Raw genomic sequence first — 4,509 nt, forward strand, 5'->3', positions numbered from 1 at the left:
AAATCAGTTCCTAATTATTTACAAAGAAAGGGTCAGGCTATAACAATAACCCAACCCAAGCTTAATTTACTTACACACTTTATGAGAGGGTGTCCTGAATAAATTTATTCTGATAAATTATTTTATCCTATTAAGGGCTGTTTGTTTCAAATAGCCCTTTTTGTTGTTTATATACTTCTCACTTCTTAATGGTTATGAATTGACTGTTTCGTGTGTGTTTTCTTATTGTATACCTATTTCTTCTTGTTTATAGCTCTTTATTCACATCTTTTGGAGAAAACTAATATAGTATTTATAGTTTTAGCTTTACCTTTGTCCAAATTAATATTGTATTATGAATAGTGAATTATTGTTCGATAAAGAAGCTCCAAAATATCCTGTAATAATTAAGGTCATAGAAGTTGCCTCGGAGGCATTTTATAATTATGGTATAAAGACTATTACAATGGATGAGATTGCTTCTTCTGCTGCAATTTCTAAACGTACCCTTTATCAGCTGTTTAAAGATAAGGAGGAATTGCTACTTGCTTGCATCCTGCATAGTCAGATGGATATGGAGGAGCATATTAAAGATCTCTTATCTCAGACCTCTAGTGTACTGGAAATAATCCTCCATATATACAAATATTTGATTCGTCAGTATCATAATATTGATAAACGTTTTTTTGAAGACATTCATCGCTACCCCAGTGTTTATAAGATTTTCTTGCGTGGTCAAGAGAGAGATTCTTCTGATGTAGTGAATTTTTTTCGTAGTGGAGTTGAGCAAGGACTCTTCCGTTCCGATGTTAATTTTGAGATTGTAAACTTCCTTTTGAGAGAACAGTTTAATATTTTTCTTGATTCTAACATATATTTGAAATATACGTTCGTTGATATTTATGAATCATTGATGTTTACGTATCTCAGAGGCATATCGACCGACAAAGGTGTCAGGGAGTTGGAATTATTTTTGCAAGAATATAGAAAAGATTAAGTTCTTTTTTATGAACTTTGCTAGTATGTTATTTATCTCAAATCGAAAGCTGACATATTTTAGCTTACTAGTCTTATCCTTTTTCTGTGTTCATGCTAGATGTATGACACCTCAGGATACATTATATCTTAAGGTTGATGATGCTATTAAAATAGCTTTGTCGGAAAGTCCATTAATCAAAATTGCCAACCAAGAAGTTGAACTAAAGCGCCAAGGCAGGAAAGAGGTTGCTGGCAAGCTAATGCCTGAGCTAAACTGGGTTAGTAGCTATTCGCGGGCTATTAAGAAATAGACTATGGCTATGACATTACCTGAAGGAACCAATACGATCAAAGTTGGTATGGATAATTCCTACAATTCAGGGGTTGATTTAAATTTGCCAATTTTTGCGCCGGCTTTGTACCGTAGTATGAAACTAAGTTCGCAGGATATTGTACTTGCACTCGAAAAGTCTCGTGCTTCTAAGGTTGATTTAATTAATGAAGTAACTAAGTCATTTCTGCAAGTATTGTTAGCTCAAGACAGTTATAGAGTTCTTCAAAAGAGTTATGATCAGGCGCAAGTTAACTTTTCTATCGTTCTGAATAAATTTAATGCAGGATTGGTAAGTGAGTATGATAAAATTCGTGCAGATGTACAGGTTCGTAACTTGAAACCTGCTGTTGTATCCTCTCAAAACGCGATACGTTTGTCAATTATGCAATTGCGAGTTGTAATTGGATTGTCTGATGATGTTCAGGTTGCAGCTATAGGTGGTCTAAAAGATTATGAATCGGAATTGGCCACTGATACATTCAAAAAACTCTACAGTCAAAGATCTATTGACTTGACAAGTAATACAGACTTACGCCAAATTGATATTAGTGAGAAAATTTCTGAGCAAAGAATAAAATTAGAGAAGACTAATTTTATGCCTTCAATTTCGGCCTCTTTAAACTATTCATACGTCTGTTTGAGTGACGATTTTAATATGAAGTATTATCAGTGGAATCCCACCTCAGTGTTTGGAGTAACACTTGTTGTTCCACTTTTCAAGGCGTCTACCCTTCCAAGAGTTAAACAGGCTAGAATCCAATTAGCACAACTACAACAAAATAAAATCAATTTGCAGCGCCAGCTCTATATGCAAGCCAACAGTTACCTTGATAATATGATGGCTAGTGTGGAGCAAATTGATAGCAATACTGAGGGTGTTAAAGAAGCTGATAAGGGTAGAGAGATTGCCCGTAAAATGTATGAGGTTGGTAGAGGTACTATTCTAGATCTTAATGATTCTGAAGTTGCTTATACTCAGGCTGAGTTAGCCTACAATCAGTCAATTTACGACTACGTAGTTGCTAAATCCGAATATAATAGAATCATTGGCATTGATGAATTGGGATTTACTAATCAGGAAAATAATTAATAAAACATGACTAATATTTTTAAGCTATCGGTGATATTTCTTGTCTTTGTGTCTGCTGCTTGTACAGGAAAAAAAAGTGAATCAGATGCAGTTAACCAAGAAGACAATAGGCCAATAGTTAAAACGATGCAAGTGATTTCTAAGCCCGTTAATCAAACTGGTGAGTATACAGGTACAATTGAGGCTAAAATTAAAAATAACATTGCGCCTCAAGCACCAATTCGGATTGCTCGTATTTTTGTTGAGATTGGTGATCGCGTAAGAAAAGGACAGAGAGTTGTTCAGATGGATGCAGCTAACCTTACTCAGCTCGAACTCCAATTAAATAATCACAAAACTGAGTTTAATCGTATTGATGAGTTATATAAAGTTGGTGGTATTTCTAAATCCGAATGGGATGCAGCTAAGACTACTCTTGATATTAGTGCTTCAACATACAAGAATATGCTTGAAAATACTTATCTATTGAGTCCAATATCGGGTGTGATTTCTGCTCGTAACTACGATCGGGGCGATCTTTATAATGGATCAGTTCCTGTTTTAACTGTTGAGCAAATCAATCCTGCAAAGCTGTTTATAAACTTGTCTGAATCTCATTTTTCTCAAGTTAAACTTAATGATGTTATTGATGTTCGTCTGGATGTTTATCCCGATGAATTATTTGTAGGCAGAATTAGTTTAATCTATCCTACCATTGATCCTACAACCAGAACCTTTACAGTTGAAGTTGAAATTCCTAATCAAGAGTCTAAAGTTAGACCCGGTATGTATGCTCGAGCAATTTTGAACTACGGTACAGACAATCGGGTTGTAGTTCCTGACTTAGCCGTTATTAAGCAAGTTGGGTCAGGTGATCGCTATGTTTATGTATATAAAGATGGTCGTGTTTACTATAATAAAGTACAACTAGGTCAGCGATTAGGCTCCGAATATGAGCTTATTTCTGGCGTAAACAACAATGATCTAGTAGTTGTTGCAGGTCAATCCAAATTACAAGATGGTATAGAAGTCCAAATTACACAATAATCTATTTGGTCAATAATAGTTTAACACGTACACATTATGAGTTTATATGAAGGAGCGGTAACAAAACCGATCATGACCTCTCTTTGTTTTTTAGCAGTGGTTATTTTTGGAGTGTTCTCCCTTTCCAAACTACCCGTCGATTTATATCCAGATATTGATACAAATACGATTATGGTTATGACTACATATCAAGGAGCTAGTGCTTCTGATATTGAAAATAATATAACCAGACCTCTTGAGAACACATTAAATACAGTAAGTAATCTAAAGCATATTGCATCTAAGTCAGCTGAAAACATGTCACTTATCACGCTTGAATTTGAATTTGGGCATGACATTGATATGTTAACTAACGATGTTCGTGACAAGTTAGACATGATTAGTTCTAATTTGCCTGATGATGCTGAAACTCCAATTATTTTTAAGTTCAGTACGGATATGATTCCAATAGTTCTTTTGTCTGTTCAGGCTGAAGAAAGTCAAGCTGCTCTTTACAAAATACTTGATGATAATGTTGTCAATCCCCTTGCCCGTATCCCTGGAGTAGGTTCGGTATCTATATCTGGAGCACCAAAACGCGAGATCCAGATTTATTGCGATCCATCCAAGCTTGAAGCTTATCAGCTAACTATTGAAGCTATCAGTGCTATTGTGAACGCTGAGAATAAAAATATACCTGGGGGTAACTTTGATATTGGTAATGAAACCTATGCGCTGCGTGTTGAAGGTGAATTCACAGATGCTTCACAATTAAATAATATTGTTGTTGGAACACGAAATGGGGCTAATATCTATCTTAAGGATGTAGCTCGTGTTGTCGACACGGTTGAGGAGCGTGCACAAGAGACCTATAATAATGCAGTTCAGGGTGCTATGATAACTGTTCAAAAACAGTCGGGAGCTAATTCTGTAAATATATCCAAAGCGGTGCTCGATGCATTGCCTCGGTTGCAAAGAGATCTACCGAGTGATGTTAAAATTGGAGTAATTGTTGATACTTCAGAAAATGACACTGTCTCAGGAAGTGTGTAAGTAAATTAAGCTTGGGTTGGGTTATTGTTATAGCCTGACCCTTTCTTTGTAAATAATTAGGAACTGATTT

At 35.5% G+C, this 4,509-nt stretch carries 2 protein-coding genes and 2 pseudogenes; all 4 read left to right on the forward strand.

Annotation, left to right across the window (positions count from 1 at the left end; translation table 11 throughout):
• Nucleotides 1-334 precede the first annotated feature (334 nt).
• Complete coding sequence (locus B091_RS0111370; protein WP_018110117.1) at nt 335-976, forward strand: TetR/AcrR family transcriptional regulator; 642 nt, start codon at nt 335-337, stop codon at nt 974-976.
• A gap of 25 nt (nt 977-1,001) precedes the next feature.
• Nucleotides 1,002-2,381, forward strand: a pseudogene (locus tag B091_RS12240) (TolC family protein).
• Nucleotides 2,382-2,387: 6 nt separating this feature from the next.
• The gene (locus tag B091_RS0111380) at nt 2,388-3,407 is read left to right on the forward strand and encodes an efflux RND transporter periplasmic adaptor subunit (protein WP_018110120.1); all 1,020 of its coding nucleotides are present in this window, start codon (nt 2,388-2,390) and stop codon (nt 3,405-3,407) included.
• A gap of 36 nt (nt 3,408-3,443) precedes the next feature.
• Nucleotides 3,444-4,415: pseudogene (locus tag B091_RS0111385) on the forward strand (efflux RND transporter permease subunit); the annotation flags it as partial.
• Between the last annotated feature and the right edge of the window lie 94 nt (nt 4,416-4,509).

The sequence above is a fragment of the Bacteroides propionicifaciens DSM 19291 = JCM 14649 genome (assembly GCF_000375405.1).
Lineage (GTDB): Bacteria > Bacteroidota > Bacteroidia > Bacteroidales > Bacteroidaceae > Bacteroides_E > Bacteroides_E propionicifaciens.

What these genes read in the sequence shown, in the direction of transcription:
- B091_RS0111380 (WP_018110120.1), top strand. Translation starts at nt 2,388, where the DNA reads ATGACTAATATTTTTAAGCTATCGGTGATATTTCTTGTCTTTGTGTCT.
- B091_RS0111370 (WP_018110117.1), top strand. Translation starts at nt 335, where the DNA reads ATGAATAGTGAATTATTGTTCGATAAAGAAGCTCCAAAATATCCTGTA.